The organism is Rufibacter sp. JT3400010 (assembly GCF_054956755.1).
In genome coordinates, this window is the sequence record NZ_JBUDXA010000001.1 from 211,454 (window position 1) to 236,892 (window position 25,439).

22 protein-coding genes are annotated in these 25,439 nt (G+C 49.9%); 2 read left to right on the forward strand and 20 right to left on the reverse strand.

The window, feature by feature from the left end; translation table 11 throughout:
• Nucleotides 1-8: 8 nt before the first annotated feature.
• The 8 genes from hisIE to hisG form a co-directional block, all read right to left on the reverse strand.
• Entirely contained in the window at nt 9-659 is a 651-nt protein-coding gene (hisIE, locus tag ACY0JR_RS00865) for a bifunctional phosphoribosyl-AMP cyclohydrolase/phosphoribosyl-ATP diphosphatase HisIE (protein ID WP_462631899.1), read from the reverse strand.
• A gap of 105 nt (nt 660-764) precedes the next feature.
• Nucleotides 765-1,517 (reverse strand): imidazole glycerol phosphate synthase subunit HisF, encoded by a 753-nt coding sequence (gene hisF / locus ACY0JR_RS00870; protein WP_462631900.1) that lies wholly within the window; start codon nt 1,515-1,517, stop codon nt 765-767.
• Nucleotides 1,518-1,717: 200 nt separating this feature from the next.
• The gene (gene hisA, locus ACY0JR_RS00875; protein WP_462631901.1) at nt 1,718-2,437 is read right to left on the reverse strand and encodes a 1-(5-phosphoribosyl)-5-[(5-phosphoribosylamino)methylideneamino]imidazole-4-carboxamide isomerase; all 720 of its coding nucleotides are present in this window, start codon (nt 2,435-2,437) and stop codon (nt 1,718-1,720) included.
• A gap of 3 nt (nt 2,438-2,440) precedes the next feature.
• On the reverse strand, nt 2,441-3,022 hold the full coding sequence (gene hisH, locus ACY0JR_RS00880; RefSeq protein WP_462631902.1) for an imidazole glycerol phosphate synthase subunit HisH: 582 nt from the start codon (nt 3,020-3,022) through the stop codon (nt 2,441-2,443).
• Complete coding sequence (hisB, locus tag ACY0JR_RS00885; RefSeq protein WP_462631903.1) at nt 3,023-4,117, reverse strand: bifunctional histidinol-phosphatase/imidazoleglycerol-phosphate dehydratase HisB; 1,095 nt, start codon at nt 4,115-4,117, stop codon at nt 3,023-3,025.
• A gap of 137 nt (nt 4,118-4,254) precedes the next feature.
• Nucleotides 4,255-5,322 carry a histidinol-phosphate transaminase gene (gene hisC, locus ACY0JR_RS00890; protein ID WP_462631904.1) on the reverse strand — a complete coding sequence of 356 codons (1,068 nt, stop codon included), beginning with the start codon at nt 5,320-5,322 and terminating at the stop codon, nt 4,255-4,257.
• Nucleotides 5,323-5,467: 145 nt separating this feature from the next.
• Nucleotides 5,468-6,766, reverse strand: a complete 1,299-nt coding sequence (gene hisD / locus ACY0JR_RS00895; protein WP_462631905.1) for a histidinol dehydrogenase — start codon at nt 6,764-6,766, stop codon at nt 5,468-5,470.
• 1 nt (nt 6,767) lies between these two features.
• The gene (gene hisG / locus ACY0JR_RS00900) at nt 6,768-7,619 is read right to left on the reverse strand and encodes an ATP phosphoribosyltransferase (RefSeq protein ID WP_462631906.1); all 852 of its coding nucleotides are present in this window, start codon (nt 7,617-7,619) and stop codon (nt 6,768-6,770) included.
• Nucleotides 7,620-8,041: 422 nt separating this feature from the next.
• On the opposite strand from hisG, the gene ACY0JR_RS00905 reads away from it, so the two are divergent.
• Nucleotides 8,042-8,917, forward strand: a complete 876-nt coding sequence (locus ACY0JR_RS00905; RefSeq protein ID WP_462631907.1) for a DUF2911 domain-containing protein — start codon at nt 8,042-8,044, stop codon at nt 8,915-8,917.
• Between the two features lie 229 nt (nt 8,918-9,146).
• Here ACY0JR_RS00905 and ACY0JR_RS00910 read toward each other — a convergent pair whose 3' ends face one another.
• From ACY0JR_RS00910 to mnmA, 4 genes are all read right to left on the reverse strand, one after another.
• Complete coding sequence (locus ACY0JR_RS00910; protein WP_462631908.1) at nt 9,147-11,609, reverse strand: TonB-dependent receptor; 2,463 nt, start codon at nt 11,607-11,609, stop codon at nt 9,147-9,149.
• Nucleotide 11,610: 1 nt separating this feature from the next.
• Nucleotides 11,611-12,267 carry a ribulose-phosphate 3-epimerase gene (gene rpe, locus ACY0JR_RS00915; RefSeq protein WP_462631909.1) on the reverse strand — a complete coding sequence of 219 codons (657 nt, stop codon included), beginning with the start codon at nt 12,265-12,267 and terminating at the stop codon, nt 11,611-11,613.
• A gap of 231 nt (nt 12,268-12,498) precedes the next feature.
• Nucleotides 12,499-13,218, reverse strand: a complete 720-nt coding sequence (locus ACY0JR_RS00920) for a hypothetical protein (RefSeq protein ID WP_462631910.1) — start codon at nt 13,216-13,218, stop codon at nt 12,499-12,501.
• Nucleotides 13,219-13,234: 16 nt separating this feature from the next.
• Nucleotides 13,235-14,341 (reverse strand): tRNA 2-thiouridine(34) synthase MnmA, encoded by a 1,107-nt coding sequence (gene mnmA, locus ACY0JR_RS00925; protein ID WP_462631911.1) that lies wholly within the window; start codon nt 14,339-14,341, stop codon nt 13,235-13,237.
• A gap of 285 nt (nt 14,342-14,626) precedes the next feature.
• On the opposite strand from mnmA, the gene trpF reads away from it, so the two are divergent.
• Nucleotides 14,627-15,247 carry a phosphoribosylanthranilate isomerase gene (gene trpF / locus ACY0JR_RS00930; protein ID WP_462631912.1) on the forward strand — a complete coding sequence of 207 codons (621 nt, stop codon included), beginning with the start codon at nt 14,627-14,629 and terminating at the stop codon, nt 15,245-15,247.
• Nucleotides 15,248-15,549: 302 nt separating this feature from the next.
• On the opposite strand, the gene trmB is transcribed toward trpF, so the two are convergent.
• The 8 genes from trmB to ACY0JR_RS00970 are packed head-to-tail and all read right to left on the reverse strand — an operon-like array spanning nt 15,550 to nt 25,386.
• On the reverse strand, nt 15,550-16,203 hold the full coding sequence (trmB, locus tag ACY0JR_RS00935; protein WP_462631913.1) for a tRNA (guanosine(46)-N7)-methyltransferase TrmB: 654 nt from the start codon (nt 16,201-16,203) through the stop codon (nt 15,550-15,552).
• 3 nt (nt 16,204-16,206) lie between these two features.
• On the reverse strand, nt 16,207-17,499 hold the full coding sequence (locus tag ACY0JR_RS00940) for a bifunctional folylpolyglutamate synthase/dihydrofolate synthase (RefSeq protein ID WP_462631914.1): 1,293 nt from the start codon (nt 17,497-17,499) through the stop codon (nt 16,207-16,209).
• Nucleotides 17,500-17,510: 11 nt separating this feature from the next.
• Complete coding sequence (locus ACY0JR_RS00945; RefSeq protein ID WP_462631915.1) at nt 17,511-18,359, reverse strand: energy transducer TonB; 849 nt, start codon at nt 18,357-18,359, stop codon at nt 17,511-17,513.
• Nucleotides 18,360-18,363: 4 nt separating this feature from the next.
• A complete protein-coding gene (locus ACY0JR_RS00950) occupies nt 18,364-18,765 on the reverse strand; it encodes an ExbD/TolR family protein (RefSeq protein ID WP_462631916.1) in 402 nt (133 codons plus the stop codon).
• Complete coding sequence (locus ACY0JR_RS00955) at nt 18,765-19,472, reverse strand: MotA/TolQ/ExbB proton channel family protein (protein ID WP_462631917.1); 708 nt, start codon at nt 19,470-19,472, stop codon at nt 18,765-18,767. Before ACY0JR_RS00955 ends, ACY0JR_RS00950 begins: the two co-directional genes overlap by 1 nt.
• Nucleotide 19,473: 1 nt before the next feature.
• Nucleotides 19,474-20,676, reverse strand: a complete 1,203-nt coding sequence (locus ACY0JR_RS00960; protein WP_462631918.1) for an HU domain-containing protein — start codon at nt 20,674-20,676, stop codon at nt 19,474-19,476.
• A gap of 5 nt (nt 20,677-20,681) precedes the next feature.
• Nucleotides 20,682-22,352, reverse strand: a complete 1,671-nt coding sequence (locus ACY0JR_RS00965; protein ID WP_462631919.1) for a TonB-dependent receptor — start codon at nt 22,350-22,352, stop codon at nt 20,682-20,684.
• A 4-nt stretch (nt 22,353-22,356) separates the two neighbouring features.
• Complete coding sequence (locus ACY0JR_RS00970) at nt 22,357-25,386, reverse strand: tetratricopeptide repeat protein (protein ID WP_462631920.1); 3,030 nt, start codon at nt 25,384-25,386, stop codon at nt 22,357-22,359.
• Nucleotides 25,387-25,439 lie beyond the last annotated feature (53 nt).

Here is a 25,439-nt window from a genome sequence, read left to right on the forward strand (position 1 = left end):
GAATAGCGCTACTCCCTGGGTTTATGTCGGCTTTCTAATACCTGCACCACTTCTGCCAAAGAAAGGCCTGAGGCCTCCAGAAGCACGAGCAAATGGAAAATCAGATCAGCGGCTTCTCCCTTCATGGTGTCCGTTTTTCCGGCTACCGCGTCTATGACTACTTCTACCGCTTCTTCCCCTACTTTCTGGGCCATTTTGTTCAGCCCTTTGTCGAAGAGGAAATTGGTGTAGGAGCCTTCTATAGGGTTTTGCCGACGGTCTTTGATGGTTTGCTCCAGTTGCGCGATGAACTGCAGCGCTTTTTCTGCGGGCGTAAAGTTCTGAAAACTGCTTAGGTGGTAAGAAGCACTGTCACCTTCTGTGTCAAAGCAGGTTTCGGTGTTGCGGTGGCATGCCGGACCGGTGGGGTCCACCAAAATCAAGAGTGTGTCCTGGTCGCAATCCAGTTCAATTTTTACCACCTTCAAGGTATTACCAGAGGTTTCGCCTTTGGTCCAAAGTCGGTTTTTAGAGCGCGAGAAGAACGTGACCAAACCCGTCTGCTGTGTCTGCTCAAAAGCTTCCTGGTTCATGTACCCCAACATCAATACTTTTCCAGTGGTGGCATTCTGGATGATGGCGGGCACCAGCCCCTCTCCTTTGTTGAAATCTATGGTCATGTTTTCTTCTAAGTCTTAATATAGATACTTTTTAGGGCTATTTACCCGAAAACAAGCCGAAAGAGGCTTTGAACAGGCAAACCTCACAGGGTTTCTAAAACGTCACTACAAACGAATGTCAATCTTATTTTCGGCTAAATAGTGTTTCAACTCTGGAATGGGCACTTCCTGAAAGTGGAAAATACTAGCCGCCAAGGCTGCGTCAGCGCCCGCTTCAAAAACATCCAGGAAATGCTGCTGGTTGCCCGCTCCGCCAGAGGCAATCACCGGCACAATTACCTCGCGGGAAATGCCTCCGGTAATATCCAGCGCGAAGCCACCTTTGGTGCCGTCATTGCTCATGGAGGTGAGCAGGATTTCACCCGCGCCGCGCTCCACCACTTCTTTGGCCCAGTCCATCGCCCAAAGCCCGGTATCTACGGTACCGGCTTTACTGAAGACTTTCCAGCCTTCCGGCGTGTTTTTGGTGTCAATGGCTACCGTTACGCATTGGCTCCCGAACCGGCTCGCCAGTTCCGTTATCAGCTCGGGCCGGTGAATGGCCGAAGAGTTCACCGAAACCTTATCGGCCCCGTTCTGCAACAGAACCTCCACATCTTCCACGGCGCTGATTCCTCCGCCCACCGTAAAAGGAATGTCTATGTAGCGGGCAATCTCCCGGACCAATTCGCGCAGGGTTTTGCGCTTCTCATTAGTGGCGGTGATGTCCAGAAACACCAGTTCATCGGCGCCTTGTTTGGCGTACAAAGCCGCCAGTTCCACCGGGTCCCCCGCATCCCGAATATCTTCAAACCGCACGCCCTTTACGGTACGGCCGTTTTTGATATCCAGACAAGGTATTATTCTTTTTGTAAGCATGTGATAAATGCTAGTGTATAGATTTTAAAGGCTGGCGCGAGTCTCCAGACTCCCTTCTTTGATCAGTTCATGGTTCCCGGCGAGTCTGGAGACCCGCTTCATCCCAAGTCACCAGACTTTAGTCTCGCGCCAGCGCACGCAATCAGAGAATTTATAGACATCTTCACATCTTCAAATTTCCAAATCTTCAAATCATCTAATCAAATCACCTCCTTCGCCAGTTCTTCCAGCGAGATGGTACCCTCATAGATAGCTTTGCCGATGATAGCGCCGTGGAGACCTGCTTCACGGAGATGGCGTACTTCTTTAATGGTTGTGACGCCGCCGCTGGCGATGAACTGCAACGTAGGGAACTGAGCAAGCAGCCGCTGATACACGTCTAACGAGGAGCCTTGCAGTTTGCCGTCTTTGCTGACATCGGTGCAGATGAACGTTTTGGCGCCTTTTTCTGAAAAGGAAGCCAAAAAGGCTTCCAGCGTTAACTCACTTTGCTCGGCCCAAGCATTGATAGCGATGCGGTTGTCCTTGAAATCTGCGCCCACAATTATGCGGTTGGCGCCGTATTCCTGCAACCAGGCTTCTACCGTTTGCGGCTCGCGTATAGCAATGCTTCCGGCGGTAATCTGTTGCGCCCCGGCGTCGAATGCCTGACGGACGGCTTCGGAGCTTTGCAGGCCTCCGCCGTAATCAATGTGCAGTTTGGTTTGGCTTGCGATACGTTCCAGTACCGGGAGGTTTACGGGCTGTTTGGCGCGGGCACCATCTAAATCTACCAGGTGCAGGCGGCGCAGCCCCAAGCCTTCAAACTGTTTAGCGACCTCTACCGGGTCTGAGTGATACGTGGTCTGCTGCGCGAAATCGCCTTCGGTGAGGCGCACGCACTGGCCGCCAATAAGGTCAATAGCCGGAATAATTTCCATGGCTTACAGGTTTAAGAAGTTCTGGAGAATGTGCGCTCCTGCCGGACCGCTCTTCTCGGTGTGAAACTGAACCGCGTAGAAGTTTTTGTATTGCAACGCGGCACTGAACGGCGCTGGGTACGAACTCTGCGCAATGGTATGCTCGGTAACGGGCGCGTAGAAGCTGTGCACGAAGTAGGCGTACTCATCTTCCTTAATGCCAGTAAACAAATCACTTTTAAGGTGGTGCAGGTTATTCCAGCCCATGTGCGGCACTTTGATGGCGGCCTCAAACTTTTTCACTTTTACCGGAATGATGCCCAGCATCTCAGTATCGCCTTCCTCTGAGTGCTCGCACAGCAATTGCATACCCAGGCAAACGCCTAGAAACGGTTGCGTAAGCGTGGGCAATAGTTGGTCCAGGTTGTTGACTTTGAGCGCCCGCATGGCTGATGATGCTTCCCCTACTCCCGGAAAAATCACCTTGTCCGCTGATCTGATTTCTTCGGCGTTGGCTGTCACAGTGGCCTGAGCGCCCAAACGTTCCAAAGCGAACAGGACGCTCTGCACGTTGCCGGCTTTATAATCTACAATGACGATTTTCATTTACAGGACACCTTTGGTACTGGGAATTTCCATCTTGTTCACGTCACGCACTAAGGCCATTTTAATGGCTTTGGCTACGGCCTTGAAGATAGCTTCAATTTTGTGGTGCTCGTTCTCGCCTTCGGCCTTGATGTTGAGGTTAGCCTTAGACGTGTCTGAGAACGATTTAAAGAAGTGCATGAACATCTCCGTTGGCATGTCTCCCACTTTCTCCCGGCTGAATTTCGCGTCCCACACCAACCAAGGTCTTCCGGAAAAGTCAAGGGCGGCATGCACCAGAGCATCATCCATGGGCAACAGGAAACCGTACCGGTTGATGCCGCGTTTGTCGCCAATGGCTTGCGCGAAGGCTTCGCCCAAGGCCAAAGCCGTGTCTTCAATTGTGTGGTGCTCGTCAATGTGCAGGTCGCCTTTCACGTGAATGCGCATGTCTACGCCGGAGTGACGGGCCAATTGGTCCAGCATGTGGTCAAAGAAACCTACGCCGGTTTGCATGTCTGATTTGCCTTCCCCATCCAGGTTAATTTCCACGCTGATCTGGGTTTCATTGGTGTTCCGCTGAATAGTGGCTTTACGGGCGGGCAAGCGCAGGAAGTTGTAAATCTCGTCCCAGTCTGTGTGGGTGAAAGTGGCGGCTTCGTGGGCTTCCTTCTGTAGTAGAATGCTCTTCGCGCCTAAGTTTTTAGCCAACTGCACATCAGTAAGGCGGTCACCGATCACGTAGGAATTCGCCAGGTCGTACTCGCCGGTGAGATATTGGCCCAGCATACCTAAGCGCGGCTTCCGGTTGGGGCTGTTCTGGTGCTCAAAGCTACCGTCAATAAACACCTCGGTAAACTTAATTCCTTCCCCTTCCAGAATCTCCATCATCTTGTCCTGGTAAGGCCAGAATGTGTCTTCCGGATAAGAATCAGTGCCTAGGCCGTCTTGGTTGGTGACCATCACGAACTCGTAGTCCAGTTCGGTAAAGATTCGGTAGAGATTCCGGATGACTTTGGGGTAGAATGAGAACTTCTCAAAGCTGTCTACCTGAAAATCGGTGGGTGGTTCCAGGAGAATGGTCCCGTCGCGGTCTATAAATAAGACTTTCTTCATTTGTTTGTAGCGTGTATCGTGTCGCGAGTTACCCAAAGGTACTCGCCGTTAGTTTACTTAAGACGAAAGCGCCCACTGTGGAGCTTCGGCCAGGAATTCAGTTTTAGGCTGATTTTAGAAATTTAAGCTAAAAAGCCTTAGACAACACTCACCTGCGCCGCGTACGTTTCCAGCGCCTCCAGCAAATTGTCATTCTCTGCCGGTGTCCCGATGGTGATGCGCAGGCAATTGGCACAACCGGGCTGGGTAGAACGGTTACGCACCACTACGCCCCGCTCCAGCAGATACCCATACAATTCATTCGCGTTGGGCACCTGTACTAGTACAAAGTTAGCGTCAGTGGGGTACACTTTCTCAATCAGCGGAAGGGCTGCAAAAGCCTCTACCAAACGGCTCCGTTCAGCGATGATAACCTGCAGTATGTCCGAAAGTTGAGCCGTTTTATCTAAGGCGGCACTTACCAGTTCTTGCGTAACGGCGTTGATGTTGTAAGGAGGCTTGATCTTGTTCAGGTAGCTGATGATTTCTGGGGAGGCAAATGCCATACCCAATCGCAGTCCGGCCATTCCCCAGGCTTTGGAAAGCGTCTGCAACACCACTAAATTGGGGAACTCCGCTAAGCGGGTGCTCCAGCTAGGTGTGTCTGTAAAGTCAATGTAGGCCTCATCCACCACCACTACTCCGTTAAAAGACTTGATCAGCTTTTCTACCGTAGCGGGGTCCAGAATATTGCCGGTGGGGTTATTGGGCGAGCACAGGAACAGAATCTTGGTTCGCTCCGTCTGGTTTTGGGCTATTTTCTCGAAAACAGGCTGAAATTGTTCATCCAGCGGTACGCGCTGAATGGCGATGTTGTGGATGTTGGCGCTTACCTCGTACATGCCGTATGTGGGCGGTAATAGCAACACCTCGTCGCGGCCCGGCTCACAGACCAAGCGCACCAGCAGGTCAATGGCCTCGTCAGAACCGTTTCCTATGAAGATTTGCTCGGGCTGAACTCCTTTGAGAACCGCCAGTTTTTCTTTGATGGTTTTCTGGTACGGGTCTGGGTAGCGGTTGTACTTCTCGCCACCAGCCAAACTGCCCAGGTTATTTTCGTTCGCATCCAGGTACACGCTGGCTTCGCCCTCAAACTCATCACGCGCCGAAGAATACGGCTTCAATGACTTCAGGTGCGGACGGATGAAAGTCTCTATTGAAAACATTAGTTAATGTGCTAATTAGGTAATGTGCTAATGTGCAAATTATTAAATACTTCTTTCCTCCCTTTTGTCATCCTGAAAGGATCTTGTGGGCGAACTAGAAAAGTGGCAATTCAAACGCTACAACCGTTCGCACACAAGATCCTTTTCAAGATGAAAAAGTGGGATTTATTTTCCCCAACCGAACACTCACCGCATTCTTGTGCGCGTGCAGTCCTTCGGCTTCAGCCATGATTTCTACGGCGGGGCCGATGCGCTCTAAACCTTCGCGGGTAAGTTGCTGGAACGTGATTTTCTTTACGAAGCTGTCCAGGGACACGCCGCTGTAATTACGGGCGTAACCGTTAGTGGGCAACGTGTGGTTAGTTCCTGAGGCATAGTCTCCTACAGATTCTGGGCTGAAATGGCCCATGAAGACAGAACCGGCTTGCGTGACGTGCTCCGCTAAATTTTCTGGTGCCGCAACGGAGAGAATCAAGTGCTCTGGCGCGTAGAGATTGGAGAATTCCAAGGCTTCCTCTAGCGTGGGCAACACTACCCCAATACTGTTGTTCAAGGCCTGTTCAGCAACCGCTTGGCGAGGTAGTTGGGCTACTTGCCGCATAACGGCAGCCTGTACGTTTTGAAGCTGTTTTTCTGAATTCGTGACGAAAACAACCTGTGAATCTGGGCCGTGCTCGGCTTGGGAAAGTAAATCGGCGGCTATGAAGTCAGCATTAGCGGAATCATCGGCGAGAACAAGCACTTCTGACGGTCCGGCGGGCATGTCAATGGCTACACCCAGTTGCGTCACCATTTGCTTGGCGGCGGTCACGTACTGGTTTCCTGGCCCGAATATTTTATCTACCGCAGGCACCGTTTCGGTACCGAAAGCCAAGGCCGCAATAGCCTGCGCGCCTCCGGCTTTTAAGATGCGTTTGATACCTAACCGATGGGCGGTATAGAGAATGGTGGCATTGATAGAACCATCTGCACTGGGCGGAGTAGCCAGCACAATTTCGCGGCAACCGGCAATCTGCGCGGGAATTCCCAGCATAAGCAAGGTAGAGAATAGCGGCGCTGAACCTCCGGGAATGTACAAGCCCACTTTCTGAATGCCTACCGACTTCCGCCAGCACGTAACGCCCGCCATGGTTTCTATCTGCTGAACAGGTTCTTGCTGCGCTTCGTGGAAATGCTTTATATTATTGTACGCTAGTTCAATCGCCTCCTTTAGCTCTTCTGGTACTTGCGGCAAGGCAGCGGCAACTTCTTCCTCGGTGACCCATACACTCTGCAGCGTCGCTTTGTCAAACTTGGCTGCTAACTCAATCAAGGCCGCGTCTCCCTTTTGCTGCACCAGATCAAAGGTCTGCTGCACACCCGCTCGTAGTTGGTCCAGTTTCTGAACCGGACGTTGGGTGAGGGCAGGCCATTCATGGGGAGAAGGATATAGATACGTCTTCATCTTACCCAATCATCTTTTCTATAGGAACCACCAGAATGCCTTCGGCTCCGGCTTCTTTCAGTTTCTGGATTATATCCCAGAAATCGTCTTCGTTCACCACAGAGTGTAAGGAACTCCAGCCTTCTTCCGCCAGCGGAATAATGGTGGGCGACTTGATACCGGGTAACAGGTTCTTAATTTCAGGAATGGCCGCGTTTGGTGCGTTGAGGACTACGTATTTAGACTTTTGGGCTTTCTGTACGGCCTCCATTCTGAACAGCAGTTGCTGAAGCAGGCGGCTTTTCTCCTGGTCCAGGCTCTTATTGGCGATTAGAACCGCTTCAGATTTGAAAACCGTTTCTACTTCTCTCAATCCATTGCTGATGAGCGTGGAGCCGGATGAAACAATGTCACAGACCGCATCTGCTAGGCCTATGCTAGGCGCAATCTCCACCGAACCGCTGATGGTATGAATATCAGCTTCAACACCTTTAGAAGTCAGAAATTCCTGCAACAGGTTAGGGTAAGAGGTGGCAATGCTTTTACCTGATAGCGTAGTAACATCCTGGTATTCCGCTCCTTTGGAAACGGCCAAGGACAAGCGGCATTTACTGAAGCCCAGGTTTTTGACCGTTAAGTCCTGTAAACCTTCTTCCACCAGCACGTTCTGGCCTACAATCCCAATGTCGGCCACACCGTCGGCTACGTAGCCGGGAATGTCATCATCGCGCAGGAAAAGAATCTCCAGAGGGAAATTAGTGGCTTCCGTCTTGAGTTTGGAAGTGGTACTGATAAAGGATATGCCGCACTCGCGGATAAGTTTTAATGAGTCCTCAGAAAGGCGCCCGGATTTCTGAATGGCTAACCGGATCATAGTTTTGTGGTGCTTTAGATAGCATGAATGAAAACAAAGATAGTTCCTCATCGCGTATTCTCTTAGAAAAGCGACAGGTTAAATGGAGCCCAGCCCCAGAATGGACGATATGGTGTAATTATTCCTCCTAAGAGGAATGATGGAAATGAGCACAATGCACCCCATGCACCGCGGCTGCGGTGGTAGAAAGGGAAATATTTTTGTAGGTGCTGCTCATATAGTAGGCCAAAGGTAATACGTTCTCTTTTATATCAAACAGGAAACAGAGGCTTTTTGATTTGTTTTCCTCGACTTTAATGAAGATATTTGTATTTTCATATAAACACCTGTCAAAATGCAATAAAAGTGGGATAGTATTTGCTATTCATCGTGTTGATGTAACGGATTTTCTTCTTCTCTGTCCCGCTTATAACAGAAAACGTATGACCAAAGTAGCTTTTTCTTTTCTCCTTCTTGTACTCCTCTCCTTCTCTGGTTTTGCGCAAAGCCTCCTGAAATTACCCCAGGCCAGCCCCAGGGCAGTCCTGACGTACACCGTGGGCGTTACCGATATCACGATCAATTACGGAGCCCCGGGCGTTAAAAACAGAGCCATTTACGGAAAACTGGTGCCTTACGGGCAGGTCTGGAGAGCCGGAGCAAACGAAGCTACTACTATTTCCTTCAGTACCGATGTTCGGATATCGCAGGAGAACATTCCCGCGGGTACGTACACGGTATATGTGTTACCCGTTGATTCCACCAACTGGACGTTTATCCTAAGCAAGCAAAAAGGCCTCTGGGGCACCGACGGCTATGATCCTAAGCAAGACCAGATCAGGTTACCTTTCAGCCCGCAACCTGCCCCTTTCCATGAGACGCTCCAGTACACCGTACAGGACATTACCGCCAACAGCGGCAGGTTGACCTTGAACTGGGCCGACAAACAACTGGTAGTACCTATCAGAGTGGAGTCGCATAAGCAGACCATGAACCTGATCAAAGAAGCCCTGCAGAAATCTACCCCTACAGACTGGATGGTGTATGCGCAAGCGGTGAATTACCTCATTCTGCAAAACACAGACCATGAGCAGGCATTACAGTGGGTGAACCAATCCATCTCCATGGAAGAGAACTTTTATAATACCTGGCTGAAAGCAAAACTACTGGCCCAGAAGAATGAATACGCCGAGGCCCTGGAGTTAAACAAGAAGGCCCAGAAACTAGGGAAGAAGTCTATGGAATCTTACCAGACTTACGCCGAAGAAATTGAAGATGCCGCTGTGCTCTGGAAAGAGAAACGCTTTGCCGTTAATTAGCCGTTTTTTGAAATACAGCACAAAAACAGAGAGGCCGCCCTACATGGAGCGGCCTCTCTGTTTTATGTAGCACCTTTAGGTATCAGTTGGTATCCTGTAGCGTCGTTACACTATAACGACGTCGTTCGAGCGCTACTTTCCCCACCCAAAGCTAGTATGGTGAAAAAGACACCTTCTACACGCGAGAGTTCTATACTTTGACAGTTATCAAACAACTTCTGTTTCTGAACTAGAACTTCGCAATGCACCTCAGGTTCACCAAACGGCCGGTTAAGTAATTGGGCACGGCGTAGGTGATGCTGTTGTAATCCTGAACATAGTTGTACGAAATAACATTGTATGCTGCAATGAGGTTGAGTACCTCCAGACTTAGCCAGAGGCTTTTCAGTCCTGCGCCCTGGCTATCATCGGTTCTGCGCAGCGTGATCAGTTTAGAGAAACCTATGTCTACGCGCTTGTAGTCTGGCCCGGGGAAAGAACTTCTCAGGTTAAGGTTACCGGGCGGACTGAACGGCAAACCCGTACTGTACACCATGTTCAGGTACATCCGCAGGGTTGGGTTGTTGGGCAAATGGTCCTGAAAATACACCCCGAAGTTCAACAGCTGATCAGTGGGTCTTCTGATATATCCTCGGTCTTCTTTGGAAAGGATTTTACCCGTCTGCGGATCTCTGATGATGGTAGAGTCGCCTACCAGATTCTCGCGCGTTCTCAGAAACCCGACGCTAAACCAGGACTCCTCGCCTTTGATGAATTCGCCGTTCACCCGTAGATCTAGTCCCATGGCGTACGCTTTTGCTTGTACGTTGGGCAGATAGCGCACCCGCATGTTGTCCTGGTCGTACGGTATGACCGAAGGCAGGTACTTATAATAGGCCTCGGCGGTAAGCTTGAAAGGCCGTCCCCATTTCTGAAAACGGTACTCCGTTCCCGTAATGAAGTGCCAGGATTTCTGATTTTCCAGATCAGTCACTAACTCTCCCTGAATAGTGCGCAGCTCGCGGTACAGCGGTGCCTGCACGTACAACCCCGTAGCTACTTTAAACGACCAATCTGGCAGACGCGGGAACTGCATGGCATACTGAATTCTGGGACTCACCGAGAGCTCCTTGTTCACAGACCAATAATGAAACCGAAGCCCGTAGGTCAAGGTCTTAAGGGTGTCAAAGGCCCATTGGTGTTGCACAAAGCCTTGGTGCCGCCAGGAAGAAAGCGCTTGATTGCTTTGTAAGGTGTTCAGGTCAAACACATAATCCGCTGAATCCTGAAAGGAATATTCATGCAGTACATCAGAGATGTTCTCATGGCTGCTTTTCACGCCGGCACTAAACTGGCTTCTATTAGTAGGAGTCCAGGTAGTTTTAAACTCCAAGGTTTGTAGCGCCGCCCGCAGCCGATTGCGGGAATACTCATAACGGGTACCTACGCCCCGTTCTCCCGCGCATCGGTTAAAGGGCGATACACCGGGCATGGGCATGACATCGCAGAAGCGATAACCGGCCTCTAGGTCTCTAAATTCGCGTTCCTGGCTGTATAAACCGGAGTAAATTACTTCTGATTGCAGATCAGCGTTGAAGTTATGCTGCAAACGCAAGCCTCCCTGATAAGTAGTGTAACGCATCTGCTCCTGCCCATCATAACCTACCAGCAGCCGTAGCATCTGAAACTGGTTCCCAAAGGTAGTTTCCCGGGTTTCGGGGCGCACTTGGTAGTTGTTCTGGGCTATGTTGCCTAAGAAGCTGAGCTGGGTTTTGGGTTCCAAACCGGTGGCGCGGTGTTCTGCGGAGGATAGATCATAGGTAAGGTAGGTCTGAACATCAGAAAACTTGGGCCGGTAATCCCCTTCCACTTCCAGGCTGTTCAGAACGTAGGTTGCATTCTTATGCCTGGCGCCCAGTAAGTACGTGAACCTACCTTTGGCAGCTGTGCCTTCAGTGTGTACAGAACCGCCGGTCAGACTGCCGGAGATGGTGGCGGCAAACTTCTTGGGTTTGCGGTACTGGATATCTAACACCGAGGAAAGCTTGTCGCCGTACCGGGGTTGCCAGCCGCCCGAGGAAAAGGTGACATCTTCTACCAGATCTGGGTTCACAAAGCTGAGTCCTTCCTGCTGTCCGCTGATGTTGAGAAACGGCCGGTACACCTCCATGCCGTTCACGTACACCAGGTTCTCATCATAACTTCCGCCCCGCACTGAGTAACTGCTGGAAAGTTCATTGTTGCTGGTAACGCCCGGCAGCGTGAGCAATATTTTGTTGAATTCCTGAAACGGAGCGGGCAAGGTTTGCGTGAGACGCGGGTCTAGCCTAGTAATACTCACCTGCTCACGCGTATCATCCAGACTTCTTCCTCTGATGTTTATTTCAGTGAGCTGGCTGTTTACCTCTTGTAGTTCTACCGTGATAAACCGGTTTTCCTGCGGCAATAAGTGTATCTCCTGCTGGTGGGTCTTGTAGCCTATGTAGCTTACTACTATGGTGTAGCGGGTGTTTGGTTCAAGCTTTAAGGTAAACCGTCCACGGGCGTCTGACGAGGTGGAGATACTTCGGTCCTGTACCGAGAGGGTGGCTCCTATCAACGGGCGTTGCTGCACATCCTGCACTACTCCCTGCAAATACGCCTGCTGGGCCAAAGTGGGGAAACTCAGCAGAAGCAGGAATAGCCCTAGCCACCAACCCGTACGCTTGGCCATACTAAAAAGTGATTTGTTTGAGGGCAAGAATGGTTTCCGGCGGATTTTCTGATTGGAAGACAAAAGAACCGGCTACCAGAACATCGGCACCGGCGGCTAATAACAGCGGCGCGTTTTCCTGGTTCACCCCGCCGTCTATCTCTATCAGGCAGGTTGATTTATTGGCGTTAATGAGCGCTTTTAACTCCTTTATTTTCTGGTAAGTATGCGAGATGAACTTCTGCCCGCCAAAACCTGGGTTCACAGACATTAAACAAACCATGTCAATGTCCTGAATGATATCAGACAGCATAGAAACCGGCGTATGCGGGTTTAGGGCTACTCCTGCTTTGGCTCCCGTGGCTTTAATCTGTTGCAGCGTACGGTGCAGGTGCGGACAAGCTTCGTAATGAACCGTGATCCCATCGGCACCAGCCGCCCTGAATTGTTCAATATACAACTCGGGGTGTTCTATCATCAAATGCACATCCAGCGGTTTTTGGGCTACTTTCTGAATAGCATTTAGCACGGGAAACCCGAAGGAGATATTAGGCACAAAACGGCCGTCCATCACATCTACATGAATCCAGTCAGCGGTGCTTTGGTTGAGCATTTCAATAGCATGGTCAAGCTGCCCGAAATTAGCGGCCAGAACGGAAGGAGCAATTAGATGAGACATTTTACAAGGACTAGTTGGCTATACAAAGCAACGCTTTCTAGGGGCAAAAAGCAATTACAGGCGGTATTCAGCAGCAGACGTTTCTAAGAATTTTTGGGTTTATAGCTCGTTTTCAGAAAAGGAAGGTTAAATGAAAACTGCTCTTCGCCTGTTTGAGGGTACCTTCTTCAAAAAGAAACCTCGCCATGAAGAATCATAACGAGGTTTCTTGTAAGTCATATTAAGCAGAGGCTACTCCATGGTGCCGGAGCTCTCCAGTACTTCAACTTTATCAGAACCGGTGATGATGTAACCCACGCCGTAAGGGCAGGAATCTCCGGTGGAGTCATCGCAGAAGTACCGGTACTTATAGGTACGGTTCACGGGTCCTATGCCGGAGGCCAACACTTCAAATTTCTGCTCAAACTCAATCTGCGTATCCGTGTCGGCTTGCTGAATGACAACTATGTTGTCATACGTTTTATCTTCTTCCACAAAAACACTGCCTAACTCAGCGTAGGTGAAGTACACGTTTTGATCAGGGTCCCCGGCGTTGGAAAAGCCGTTGGAAACGTAGGAATAGCCGTTCTTCACCGGAAATACCATCTGCACCACAGTCTTGTTGTTTTCCTGTACCCTGAGGTCAGAGGAACTCAGGGAAATCAGTTTCACGCCGCTAACGGTCCAGCTTTCGGTGGAGAAAGTCCTGCGACTCACTTCTACCCGGTACCATTCCTTGCCGGTCTGGTCTTTGATGATGGCGTCAATACGCTCCCTTGATTGGTAAGAAGTTGATTCTGATATTTTATTTCTAGAATACTGGTTCTCTTTGACATTATAGATCCAGTAGTTGCCCACTGCCAAAGGATAATACTGGTACCCCAAACTTTCGGGGTCTCGGGTGATTTCCTCATCCTTGCAGGAAGAGAGCAAGCTGGTACATAAGACCACAAAGAGCAGGATTCTTTTCATATACGGGTTAGAAAACTTAATCTACCAAAAAGCTGGTTTCAATCCAACCACCGCCAATCACGTCGTCGCCTTCGTAGAAAACGGCGGCCTGGCCCGGGGCAATGGCGTTTACGCCCGCATGGAACTTCACCAGCATTTTATCACCTACCTGTTCAATGGTAGCGGCGGTGCCGGGATCATTGTAGCGCACTTTGGTCACGGTTTCGGTAGGCAGCCCGTGCAGGTTCTCGTACTTAACCATGCTTAGTTTACCTACGTTCATGCCATTTTTAGCCAGTTGCTCATAATTGCCCAGCACTACCCGGTTAGACTCCTTTTCAATACGCGTCACAAACGCCGGATAGCCCAGAGCCACCCCCAGACCTTTGCGTTGCCCAATGGTATAGAACGGATAACCCTCGTGCTTGCCCACTACCGTGCCGTCTTCCAGCACAAACTCGCCACCGGCCACTTCGGCCTGCAACGTAGGCACTCTTCTTTTCAGGAAACCACGGTAGTCATTGTCAGGGATGAAACAGATCTCGTAAGACTCGGCTTTTTTCACCAGCGCATCAAAACCGCGGTCCATGGCCATCTGCCGGATTTCGGTTTTATGTAATTGCCCCAGCGGGAAAATGGTACGGCTCAGGCTTTCCTGCGAAATGCCCCACAGCGCGTATGACTGGTCTTTGTTGTGGTCTTTGCCTTTGGAAATGACAAAGCGGCCATTCTCCTTACGGATGTTGGCGTAGTGGCCGGTGGCAATGAAGTCGCAGCCCAGTTTATCGGCGCGGCGCAGCAAGGCATCCCATTTGATGTGGGTGTTGCATAGCACGCACGGGTTGGGCGTACGGCCAGCAATGTACTCATCCGTGAAATGGTTGATCACATAATCGCCGAACTCTTCCCGGATGTCAATGATATAGTGCGGAAAGCCCAACTGCACCGCAATGTCTCGGGCGTCATTAATGGAGTCCAGGCTGCAGCAGCCGGTTTCCTTTTTGCTTCCCCCGGAACTGGAGTAGTCCCAGGTTTTCATGGTCATGCCCACTACTTCGTATCCCTGCTCGTGGAGCAACACCGCTGCCACGGAGGAATCAATGCCGCCACTCATGGCGACCAATACTCTTCCTTTTGAACTCATTTTTTTCTAAGATGAAACGGGATTCACAGTCCCGCCGAAAAACAATGCCGCAAATATAGTGAAATTCACGCGTTTTCTTTTTCTCCAGAGATCAGGCACTTACTAGCCTTCTTACTTTCAACCCAATCCGTTAAAAATAAGTTTAAGAGAAGATAACCTCCTTTTGGAGGCACCTAACCGGAAATAAATGTGGTCTCTTTAGGCTACAAGAGGGAAACAGATTACTTTTGGTCCTTGAAACAACCTATTTATGGGCTGTTTTACGTAAAACAAGCATTTAATAGCATGGCACTTAATACAATTGTTCTAGTCAACCAGATTTCTAACCTAAGCGATGCCCGCTATTGCGCCGGTATGGGGGTAGAAATGCTGGGTTTTTCGCTACAGCCCAGCCAATCTCAGTACATCACCCCAGAAGCTTTCAAGGAAATAGCCGGTTGGGTTTCGGGTGTGAAACTGGTGGGCGAAGTAACCGATATTCCGGCGCAGGAACTGGAGGAACTGCTTCTGTCTTACAAAGTAGACATGCTACAGTTAAACAGCCTCTACTTTATTGAAGAACTGGACGACCTGCCCCTTCCCATCATCCTGCGCGTGCTCATTGACAAAGATACCGTAGAGGAAAACATCATCAGTACCCTGGAAACCTACCACCAACACGTAGAATACTTCCTGATTGACTCTGAGGACTTCACCTTCATTGACGAGACCAACCTCCGTTTTCTCCGCGATATCTCTAAAAAGTACCCAATTCTATTAGGCTTCGGCTTAACGAAAGAAAACACGAAAGTAGCTTTAGATAAGATTCACCCGGCAGGCATCGCCCTCAAAGGCGGTCAGGAAATACGGCCCGGCTTCAAGAACTTTGATGAACTGGAGGAAATCTTTGAACAGCTGGAAGATTGATTAATGTGCTAATGGGGCAATGTGCTGATGTGCTAATTTTTGAATTCGGAGATGTGGAGATTTGAAGATGTGCAGATTTAAAAAGCATATAAATTACTTCTTCATATAGCTTAAAAATTGAAAGCCCTTTTGGGCCTGTTTTCATAAAACAGGCCCAAAAGGGCTTTCTTATTATGAGGAATCAAGTGTGACGGCAATGCTTAAAGTTACCTTGAATAACAAAATCATCTCCAACCAACATCACCACGTCTTCAAATCTCCAAATTTAAAATAACACATCAGCACATTAACCCATTAGCACATTAAAAGGTGTACTGCAGGTATTTGATGGGCACACCCAGATCAAGGTACTTTTTCTCGAAGGTAGTGTAGATGCCCATGGTGTGTTCCTGTAGGTCAGAATCGTATAGATCTTTGGTGTATAACAGGTTAGCAGCAGGGCGCTCTTGGAGTACTTCCAGGGAGTAGTCAAAGAGCAGTTCGCTGTCGGTTTTAAGGTGGAGCTTGCCGCCGGGTTTGAGGAGGCGTTTATACATCTCCAGGAACCGCGGGGAGGTAAGCCGACGCTTGATGTCGCGTTTGCGGGGTTGTGGGTCTGGGAACGTGATCCAGATCTCGTCTACCTCGTGCTCTCCGAAGTGCTGGTCCAGGTTTTCCAGGAAGATGCGCAGGAAACCTACGTTGTATAAACCGGCTTCCAGGGCCAGGGAACTCCCCTTCCAGATACGGTTTCCTTTGATATCAATGCCAATGAAGTTTTTGTGGGGGAATAGCTGGGCCATGCCCACTGTATATTCGCCTTTGCCGCAGCCCACTTCCAGAATCAGGGGTTGCTCTTTCAGGAAGAAGTCGCGGTTCCAATTCCCTTTTAATTTCTCGAAATTCTCTTTTCCTGGTTCCACCACATTTGCGCGGGTGGCGTTTACTGCAAATTTCTCTAGTTTTCCTCTGCCCATTACTTATAGTTCGGGTATTTCTGCCACTACAAAGGTACTACCGCCAATGAAAATTACCTCATCTTCCTGGGCGAAGGCTTTTGCAGCCATAATAGCATCTTCCACGGTTGGGTACGCGGCTCCCTTGAGTCCGGCAAACTGGGCTTCTTCCCAAAGTTTCTGCACGGGCAGCGCTCTGGGAATCTGGGCTTCGCAGAAATAATAACGGTAACTCACCGGCAGCAGGCGCAGCACGCTTTGAATGTCTTTGTCGTTAACCGCCCCAAAAACGAAATGCACCCGTTTAGGCTGAAGCGACAGCAATTGCTGCACCACCGCCCGTAAGCCGTCTACATTGTGTCCGGTGTCACAGATCATCAATGGGTTTTGCCCTAGTATTTGCCAACGGCCCTTTAAACCAGTAAGCGCTTGCACGTTCCTCAGTCCTTCCCGCAGGTGTTCTTCCGTCAGGTGAAACCCTTTTTCTTTCAGCTGCTCAATAGTGGCCAGAACTCCCGGTAAGTTAAAGCGCTGATAACTTCCCAGCAGTGAAAGCTCCAGTTGATCTATATACAGGGTATCTCCTTTGTAGACAGCGTATAAAGACGATGTTCCTTTCGTTTCCAGAAACTCTACTTTGTAGGTTTGGTCGGCAAAAATGAGGGGGCTGTTCGTTTCACGGCTCTTTTCCTCAAAGATGGCTGAAACGGCAACTTGGGTGGTACTGATGACAGCCGGTACCCCAGATTTGATGATGCCCGCTTTCTCTGTGGCAATCTCCTGCACCGTGTTACCCAACAGCAATTGATGGTCTAAGCCGATGTTGGTGATCAAGGAAACCAGCGGCGTGATAATGTTGGTGGAGTCCAGCCGTCCACCCAGGCCTACTTCAATGATGGCAATGTCTACCTGCTCCTCCACGAAATGGTCAAAGGCCAGGGCTACCGTCATTTCAAAGAAGGAGGGTTTCACTTCCTCAAACAAAGCTTGGTGCTGTTGGGTAAAGGAAGCGACCTTCTCGCGGGAAATCATTTCGCCATTTACCCTGATGCGCTCGGTGAACTCCTTCAGGTGGGGTGAGGTGTAAAGCCCCGTCTTGTACCCCGCGGCTTGCAGCACCGCCGCCAGCATGGAAGAGGAACTGCCTTTCCCGTTGGTGCCGCCCACGTGCACGGTTTTGAACTTGTACTGGGGGTTGTCAATGGCTGCGGTGAGAGCCAGAATATTGTCCAGGCTCTTCTTAAAAGCAGCGTTGCCGATGCGGTGAAACATCGGCAACTGTTGGTATAGGTAGTCTAAGGCTTGTTCGTACGTCACGAAGGTCGTCTTTAATTAGCTCTGATAATAAAGGTGATAGTTCCGGTGGCACCAGCACTGGAAGCGGCATTATTGGTACGGCTGAAGGAGGTTTTCCTAACTTCGTTCTTATACCAGTTCACCACCTGAGGGCTTACATTACTTTCCACTACTTCCAGGTTCACTAATTCGCCGTCGGCGTCTATCTTAATCCTGAAAACAACTCTGCCGCTTTCATTGTCATATGGGTCAGGTCTGGGGGCGATGTCATACCGCCAACCGGGCATGTTCAAAGAACCACCGCCGCTTCCGCCTTTGCCATTCGACTTACCGGGGTAAATACCGGCAGGATTACCTTTGTCACCCACAGTACCTTCATCTCCGTTGTTATTTCCGGTAGGCCGATTGCTGGTGCCCGAGGTTCCGTTTCCAGCGCCGGCTTTTGCTTTGCCGGTCATCAAGGCGCGGTTGTCCACTTTCTTCACCACTTCCTTCGGCTGCTCCTCTACCTTGGGCTTTGGTTCTTCTTTCACCGAAACCGGAGATTCCATGGTTGTGGTGACTACTTTGTCGGCTTTGGTTACTTCTACGTGCTGAGGCTGCGGTTGCGGCGTGGGCGTTACTTTAGGAGCCGTAGCGGCGGGTCTGCTATCCTCGGTGTTGGTGGAAGGATTAGGCTCGGCCCGGCTGTGCACATCTCCGCTCCCGGTCTCCGTTGTCCCGAAGGACATTTCGATGCCGCCTAGTTGATCCAGCGGCGGATCTGGGGCTTTCCAGGCCATAAAGTAGAAAAGAAAAAGCAACAAAAGCAGATGTAACGCCAAGCTCACGCCCATGGCTATCCGTTTGTTTTTTTCTTCTTCTTGAGTTAAGGCAATCATTCTATTATTCCGTTGCTATAGTGGCAATTGATACCTTCGCCTTCAAGTCATTGGCGATGCTGCCAACTTTCACCAGATATTCTACTGGTACGCTTTTGTCTACATTAAGGACTACCACCCCCATACCTTCTTCTACGTTGCCTAACGCTTGCGCTAACAGTGGTTGCAGTCCTTCAATGTTGGTTTGTTGGTCGTTTACGTAATATTTCAAGTCAGAGGTCACCGTTACGCTCACCTTCTGCATCACAATGCTGCCTTTGGTGCTGGAAGGTAAGTTTACCGGCAAGGCCGTGGGTGTGACAAAATTGGAGGTCAGCATGAAGAAGATCAACAACAGAAAGATGATATCTGTCATGGATGACATGCTGAACTCGGCACTGATTCTATTTTTGGAACGTAAATTCATTAGGCTTGTGGCTCCTGTAATAAATCAATGAACTCAATGGAGCTGTGCTCCATGTCGTGCACAATGCTGTCAATCTCAGAAACTAAGTAGTTATAGCCCACATACGCCGGTAAGCCAATAATCAGACCAGCGGCGGTAGTTACCATTGCTTCATAAATACCTCCTGAAAGCAATTTAGGGCTAATGGAGCCTTCTGCCTGGGCAATGGCAATAAACGCGCCAATCATACCCGTTACTGTTCCTAAGAAACCCAGCATAGGAGCCGCTCCGGCCACGGTAGCCAAACCAGACAGGTTTTTCTCTAAACGGGCAATTTCAATTTTACCTACGTTTTCAATAGATGCCTCAATGCTCTTCAAAGGCTGCCCTATGCGGGAAATACCTTTCTCCAACATGCGTGAAATAGGTGAATTGGTTTGGGCACAAAGCATGCGCGCGCCCTGCACGTCACCAGCAACTACCAGAGATTTGAGTCTGCCCAGGAAGTCTGAAGGGTTTTTAGAAGCTTTCTTAATGGTGAGGAAACGCTCCACAAAAATGTAAATGGCCACTAACGAGAGAGCCGCTAAGGGAATCATGGCCCACCCCCCGGCAAGGGTAAGGTCTAAAAGCGAAACAGTTTCGGTGGTGGGTTCTGCGGCATTTGCTGCATTAGCCAAGGTGTCTACGGGTGCTGAAGTGGTAATCTGGAGCAGAAAAGCGTTCATGTTAATAGTTATATACCCAAAGTTCATTGCTGATTTTAGAGCGCAACGCCGGTAGAGCTGCGAAGGCCTCGGCCTCAGAAGCAAAATCTGCTACTGAAACACGTTGCCGTTTGGTGTCATAGATGGAGGTAATAATCTTTGATTTGAACCCTTTTTTCAGAAGTTGCTTCTGATTCATGGTTGCGTAGCCGTTAGAGTTGTCAAACACGCCCATGATGATGTAGAAACGGCCTGTTTTGCTTTTAATTGCAGTAGAAGTAGCAACAGGTGCTTTTTTTACAGCTTTCACCTCGGCAGGTTTTTCGGCATTGGCTACTTCGGCCTCTACGGGAGCAGCAGCCACATTCGCTTCTTCTTTTACTTCAACCTTTGCTTGAACTGGCGTTGGCTCCGCTACCGGTGTTTCTGGGCCAGTTTTAGGAAAAGAGGCCAAAAGCGAGTCTTCAGCGGCTAATTCTGCCTCAATGGAAGGTTCAATGGGCAAAGCCGATCTATACTGTTCCGTTAACTGCGCTTGTTCAAAGGCATCTAGCTCAGTGGCTTGTGTAGACTCCTGATCGGCGGATGCGGCGTTTTCTGAACCGGTCAACAGAGTCACTGGATTCAAGGAACTCAATGCTACATCACTTTGCAGGGAAAGAAGGTACACTGCACTCACAGATAAGCAACCAATCACCAGACTGGCTCCTACGCGGTACAGCTTGCGGAAGCGGCTTCCGGCTTTTTTGCCTTCTGCTGGTTGGGCGGTCTGGTCCTGATACTTGCCTCTAAGAATGAGGGTCTCTTTACCGGCTATTGGTTTGGCTACCAACTCTGGTAACCCGAAGGCCTGCTCCAGAAAATTGTCGCTCTCCAAATTCTCAAACACCAGTTTGTGCTCGGCGTTGTAGCGGAACACGCCTACGTCTTCCAGTTCAAAGCGGTGCTGGGTTCTGAGTTGCTCTTTCAGTTCGGAGACAAATTCAGCCACCGCCAGTTGGGCTTTTGACATAGGCAACTGCTGCTTCTGCGCCAACGTGGAGATCAGAAGTCCATCGTTCACCTTCAGTTGCTCATTGAAGGCAATCCGTTTAGAAGGAGGCGAAAACATGTGTTTCACCGGATGGATTTTAGCAGGCGCATAATGCGTGATCAATCCCCCGAAATTGGGAATGATCACGCAGTCATAGGCGTACAAGAGTGATTTTATGTGGCTCTGAACCATAGTAATTAGAATGAGTAAGTAACCCCACCAATCAGGGAAATTCCCTGGGTTGGATAATTCACAAAACGTTGGTATTTGCTGCCCAACAGGTTATTGCCCATCAGAAACGCCGAGAATCTTGGAGAGAAGCGGTAATCTGCTTTCAAATTAAGATCCACTACGGTGTCTGTTTCGCGCAATACGGTAGTACCATCTGTACGGGTTATTTGCCCGAACGAACTGCTAAGATAGTAAAGTTCACCGTTGAAGAGAATCTTGTCTGAAAGATTATATGAGGCAAACGCGGTGGCAATCATGTCTGGCCGGTGGAAAGCCTCACGCAATGAAGTAGTTGAGTAGTTATTGCTTTCGGCCTTTAAGCCCAGCCTTAAATCTTCTGACTGGTTAAAAGTCAATTGCCCGAAGAACTGGAACACCTTGGTGACGCCGTTGTCATACAGAATATCAAACTTAGAGGAGTCTGCCACGGCGTTATTGTAGAAATACAGGTTCCGGTAATTCTGCAAGGCTACCCGGCCCGTAAACTGCACCGATTTGCTGATGCTGCCGTTTATACCCCCGTAGATTTCCAGCCCTTTGTTGACATCGGCTATCTGTACGTTCTGGTTTAGCCAGGGATTCTCTTTACTGAGCGAATACAAGGTAGTCCGCTGCAAATCTCCGCCCGCTCCCACAAACAATGACAGCTTGTTCTGGATTACCTGGTAGTTGGCTTCCAGAGCTGGGTAGATGTTGAATTTACGGGCATCATTGATGGTGTCTCCGGTATAGGCAATGGTAGCACCCAACAACAGGTTTAGGTTGTCTTTCTGCAGGGCGTACGCCGGACGAATCTTGAAGAAACCCCGGCCATAAGAATCCGCGTCATTCAGGTTGGTGTAGGCCAGGTCAAGGTTTACCAGCACTTTAGACACATCGCTAAGGGCGTAGTTGGTTTCTACGCTGCCATACAGGTGGGTTTCTTTGGCGTTGTAGTTGTCATTGGTGTAAGTCAAGCCCACTTTGCCATCATACTGGAACGGGTTCTTTACGTCTGTGAGGTTGTTCAAGTGTCCCTCTACGGCAAAGCGGTTATATACCTGTTTGATAGCATCTTCGTCAAATTCCGCTACATTCTGGCGACCATAGAAATAGGTTTGGTCACGGTCATACTTTATCCGTCCGCCTACCGTGACAGGACCTAAGTACAAGTCACCGTTTGCCTGCACATAGCTGTTAGCCGAGCCCGAATGCTCTATAGGGCCATGGGCCGAGTAGATATGCCCCACCTGTGCCCCGAAGGAAGATTTGTCACTGCGTTTGTTATGGAAATACCCTTTCGCATACACCGTACCATAGTTCCCGATACCGGCTTTCACGTAGTTGCCATACAGCTTGGAGAGTTCTTCCTGCTGGATGGTTAGCACCTTCATGGGCAGGTTGATGTAATGCTCAGGTAAGCGGTACTCATTGAAGCGGTACGTCACCTTGCGGTCTGCCAGGGTGGGTGGTTGAATCAGGAATTTCTGGAAGTTTCGGTGCGCTTCTGGCAACTCCAGCGTGCGGTTCTTCTCTACTACAATCTCAGTGCTTTCCAGTTTGTTGCCTTCGCCCCAACCCGTCTGGGCGTGGGCAGCGGGTAATAAGCCTAACAGAAAAAGAGCGGAAACCCCTGCCCATTTAGTTGTATATCTCATGTTCTTAGTCTTTAGGAGTGCTGGTAGCCGGAACAACACTGTTTTCTAATGCCGCCAATTTGGCTCTTGCCTCGGTTTTGATTTCTTCCAGCGGAGAATTTTCAATAATGGAGTTCAGGGTAGCTTTGGCCTGGAAAGCTTCGTTCTGAGCCACATAGACATCGGCAATGAGCAGGAAGGTTCTTCCCAACCATTGGTCATAGTCGCCGAAGGTCTTGCTGAACTCAAAGCCGTGGTCTAAGGCTTCTTTGTATTTCTGCTGCTTGAAGTAAATCTCGCTGAGCAGGTAATGGGCTTCGGCCCCGTTCTCATCCGTGGCAGATGTGGCGGCCGCGGCGAATTCCTTTTGGGCCTGATCTACTCTGCCTAAGGCATAGCTGGCTTTCCCCCTGAAGAGCAAGGCCGAGTTGTAGGCCCCCAAGGTCGCATTGCCCCGGGCAATCAATTCGTCGGCAATCAGGATGGTGTTGTTGAAGTCATTGGTGAAGTAGAAACTCTTCATGAGGCCCATTAAGGCATTGGCCTGCTCCTTTTTATTCACGGCCAGGTCACGCAGACGAGAGTAGAAGTTGGCGGCTTCGGTGTAGTTACCGATTTCAAACTCCATATCCGCTACGCGTTGTACGGCTTTGCTCAGGTATTCAGATTTACCTTCTATGGCAACTTCCTTAAGGCTGCGCAGGGCATTGGCTTTGTCACCGTTCCGGAAGTAGGAATCACCTAAAAAGTAACGGGCGTTCGCCACTGAAGCACTAGCAGGATAACTCTTCAGGAAGCCTTCAAACTTAGGAATGGCCTGGGCGTATTTCTCATTGAAGTAAAGCGACTTAGCTGCTTCAAATTCAACACTTTCAAGGGCATCACTTTCTGGGTTGGCCGCTTTGAACTTGATCAGATAGGTATCTAGCTGCTCAGTTTGGTTTGCAGCGCCTAAGGCTTCCTGTAAGCTGTAAAGCGCATTGTTGGCTATCTCATGCGTTGGGTATTGGTCAATTACGCGCTTGAAATCTGCGATGGCTTCATTCTGGCGTTTCAGGTTCATGTACGCTACTCCGCGTTTCTGCAAGGCGTTTGGCACCAACGTGCTGGAAGGATAACTGTCTACCAGTTGTGTAAACGAAGCAATGGCCGGAGCGTAGTTGGAGTTCTCGAAATCAATAATCCCTTTCTGGTACACGGCATCATCTGCGTAGCGCGACTTGGGATAGGACTTGAGCAGCGTCTGTAAACTCTGAATGGCCTGATCCCTTCTGCCGATCAGGTTATAGACCACGCCTTTCTGGAACTGCACGTAGTCCGCGTCTGGGGTACGGGCGGCCAGCGCCTGGTCATAGTAATTCAGAGCCGAGGTGTAATCTTTGGTCACGTAGTAGCAATCCGCTAAGCGAATCATGGCATCTGCGTAGTTAGGGTTACCGGCTTTGATGGTATTGTCGTTCAGGTACGCTTTGAAGTGTACCAGCGCTTTGTCGTACTGCTTTTCGTTGTAGTAGGCGTACCCAATGCCGTACCGAGATTTCACGTAAAACTCGGTACGGCCGGAGTTCACAGTCTGGAACACCGCGCCGTAGCTATTGATTGCCTGCGGCCAGCGTTGCCCAATGGAATAGGCCTCGCCTTTCAGGAAATTACTGCCGGCTTCAATCTCCTTGTTGTAAGGAAAACCCAATGATTTGTCCAACATGGCCACTGCCTGTTGGAACAACTGGTCATTGTACAGTTTTACGCCCTGGTAATAGGTTACCCGCTGGTAGGTCTCATTGATGCGGTGGCTACGCTTAGGCAGTTTCTCAATGTGCTGAATGGCTTCCAGGTAGTTGCTTGAATTGAGGTAAGCCTCGCTAAGGATATCATCTACTTCGCCACTAAACCTTGAATCTGGATAGTCTTTTCCAAACGAAGCCAAGGAATTAATGACTTCAGAGAAGTTGCCCAGTTCATAGTTGAGCTGCGCGTATTTCACGGTAGCTCCTTCCTTCACGTTCTGGTCAATGTTCAGCTTGCGGGCCTGGTCAAAAGCGCCCAGCGCGAATTGCTTGTTGTTGTCTTTGAGGTAGCTTAAACCTAAATGATACGAAGCATTCTGACCCAGCGAATCTGAGTGGAAGGCCACCGCTTTCAGGTTCTGGACGGCGCTCTTGAAATCATTGTTCTTGTAATCGGTGATACCCATTTTGTACTGCACCGTTTTGTCAAGGGTCTTTTTGCCCTGAGCATAACTCTTGAAGTACTTGGCGGCATTTGCAAAGTCGTTCCGCTGGAAATAGGCATCGCCCACCAACAGCTCAATCTCCTTGGGGTTCTGCACCGGCGGGCTCATCTGCAACGACTTTTCGCCGTAGCTGATGACCTCGGGGAAGTTCTTTTCTTTGTAGAGGACCTCGGTGAGCATGTACGGCACTACCGGGCGGTAATGCTCGTCTTTTTCGGCTACCTGCAAGTCCAGTTTGGCACCTATGTAATCGCCCTCGCGGTACGCCAGATAACCGGCGTAGTAGCTGGAGGCGTAGGTGTACTTGTGGGTGCCCCGCTTGTTGCGGTCAAACAGTTCCTTGGCTTTGGTGAAGTTCTTCTTGGTAAAATAGGAATACCCCAGTTTGAAGTCAGCCTCTTTCAGTTGCGCCTCGTTCAAACGGTCAGCGGGGGCTTTCTCCAGGTACTCTATGGCTTTGTCGTAGTTCTTGTTGTCAAAGAGCGTAGAACCTAACTCAAAGAAAGCGGTGGCTGCTTTTGGGTGCGCCGGATACCTAGAGGCAAACTGTAAAACCAACTGCTCGGCATCTGGGTGAAACAGGTGCAGACCACTAATGGCGTAGTAATACTGGGCATCGGCAGTTTTCAGCGGGTCATTGATGAGCCGAATGTACTCCGCGAAGGCTTGTTGGGCAGCCCCGAACTTCTCGCGGTCAAACAACTCCAGTCCTTCCTGGAAGAAGCGCTCTTCTGAGCGGAAGGTCAGGGGATGCTGCGCGTGGGCAACCTGAGCTCCTCCCAGCAAGGCAGTAGCCAAGGCTAACTTGTGAGGTAGTTTCATAGTGAAATAAACTTAAGGCAGCCGCTCAGGTAAAACAGTTCTGTCCTGCTTCG

Bases quoted from the DNA above. Each gene is read 5' to 3' on its own strand.
- hisIE (WP_462631899.1), bottom strand. From the start codon at position 659: ATGACCATAGATTTCAACAAAGGAGAGGGGCTGGTGCCCGCCATCATC.
- hisF (WP_462631900.1), bottom strand. From the start codon at position 1,517: ATGCTTACAAAAAGAATAATACCTTGTCTGGATATCAAAAACGGCCGT.
- hisA (WP_462631901.1), bottom strand. From the start codon at position 2,437: ATGGAAATTATTCCGGCTATTGACCTTATTGGCGGCCAGTGCGTGCGC.
- hisH (WP_462631902.1), bottom strand. From the start codon at position 3,022: ATGAAAATCGTCATTGTAGATTATAAAGCCGGCAACGTGCAGAGCGTC.
- hisB (WP_462631903.1), bottom strand. From the start codon at position 4,117: ATGAAGAAAGTCTTATTTATAGACCGCGACGGGACCATTCTCCTGGAA.
- hisC (WP_462631904.1), bottom strand. From the start codon at position 5,322: ATGTTTTCAATAGAGACTTTCATCCGTCCGCACCTGAAGTCATTGAAG.
- hisD (WP_462631905.1), bottom strand. From the start codon at position 6,766: ATGAAGACGTATCTATATCCTTCTCCCCATGAATGGCCTGCCCTCACC.
- hisG (WP_462631906.1), bottom strand. From the start codon at position 7,619: ATGATCCGGTTAGCCATTCAGAAATCCGGGCGCCTTTCTGAGGACTCA.
- ACY0JR_RS00905 (WP_462631907.1), top strand. From the start codon at position 8,042: ATGACCAAAGTAGCTTTTTCTTTTCTCCTTCTTGTACTCCTCTCCTTC.
- ACY0JR_RS00910 (WP_462631908.1), bottom strand. From the start codon at position 11,609: ATGGCCAAGCGTACGGGTTGGTGGCTAGGGCTATTCCTGCTTCTGCTG.
- rpe (WP_462631909.1), bottom strand. From the start codon at position 12,267: ATGTCTCATCTAATTGCTCCTTCCGTTCTGGCCGCTAATTTCGGGCAG.
- ACY0JR_RS00920 (WP_462631910.1), bottom strand. From the start codon at position 13,218: ATGAAAAGAATCCTGCTCTTTGTGGTCTTATGTACCAGCTTGCTCTCT.
- mnmA (WP_462631911.1), bottom strand. From the start codon at position 14,341: ATGAGTTCAAAAGGAAGAGTATTGGTCGCCATGAGTGGCGGCATTGAT.
- trpF (WP_462631912.1), top strand. From the start codon at position 14,627: ATGGCACTTAATACAATTGTTCTAGTCAACCAGATTTCTAACCTAAGC.
- trmB (WP_462631913.1), bottom strand. From the start codon at position 16,203: ATGGGCAGAGGAAAACTAGAGAAATTTGCAGTAAACGCCACCCGCGCA.
- ACY0JR_RS00945 (WP_462631915.1), bottom strand. From the start codon at position 18,359: ATGATTGCCTTAACTCAAGAAGAAGAAAAAAACAAACGGATAGCCATG.
- ACY0JR_RS00950 (WP_462631916.1), bottom strand. From the start codon at position 18,765: ATGAATTTACGTTCCAAAAATAGAATCAGTGCCGAGTTCAGCATGTCA.
- ACY0JR_RS00955 (WP_462631917.1), bottom strand. From the start codon at position 19,472: ATGAACGCTTTTCTGCTCCAGATTACCACTTCAGCACCCGTAGACACC.
- ACY0JR_RS00960 (WP_462631918.1), bottom strand. From the start codon at position 20,676: ATGGTTCAGAGCCACATAAAATCACTCTTGTACGCCTATGACTGCGTG.
- ACY0JR_RS00965 (WP_462631919.1), bottom strand. From the start codon at position 22,352: ATGAGATATACAACTAAATGGGCAGGGGTTTCCGCTCTTTTTCTGTTA.
- ACY0JR_RS00970 (WP_462631920.1), bottom strand. From the start codon at position 25,386: ATGAAACTACCTCACAAGTTAGCCTTGGCTACTGCCTTGCTGGGAGGA.